Here is a 231-nt window from a genome sequence, read left to right as displayed (position 1 = left end):
CCTTGAGCACGTGTTCCACCGTCAACGAAAAATTGAAGGTCAGCACCTCGTCGTTCGGCATGTAAATGTCACCGAAATCGAAATCCTTATACGGCCCGATGCTATAAGAGATCGACCCCGTGTACTGCCCCGTCCTCATACCCAGAGGATTGGGTGTGCGCAATTCATACGCATATTCAAGCATGCTGAAGTTGGAGGTGGGGACCCGCTCCGGCGTCGGCATGCTGCAAG

General features: G+C 53.7%; 1 protein-coding gene. It reads right to left on the bottom strand.

The features are described from left to right. The coding region (locus AC0L3U_RS40370) for a hypothetical protein (RefSeq protein ID WP_473365267.1) at positions 1–231 on the bottom strand (231 nt) is incomplete at both ends.

It is taken from the genome of Bradyrhizobium sp. Kon69 (assembly GCF_055807515.1).
Note: the sequence above shows the minus strand (reverse complement) of the source record. Positions and strands in the feature narration are given on the sequence as shown.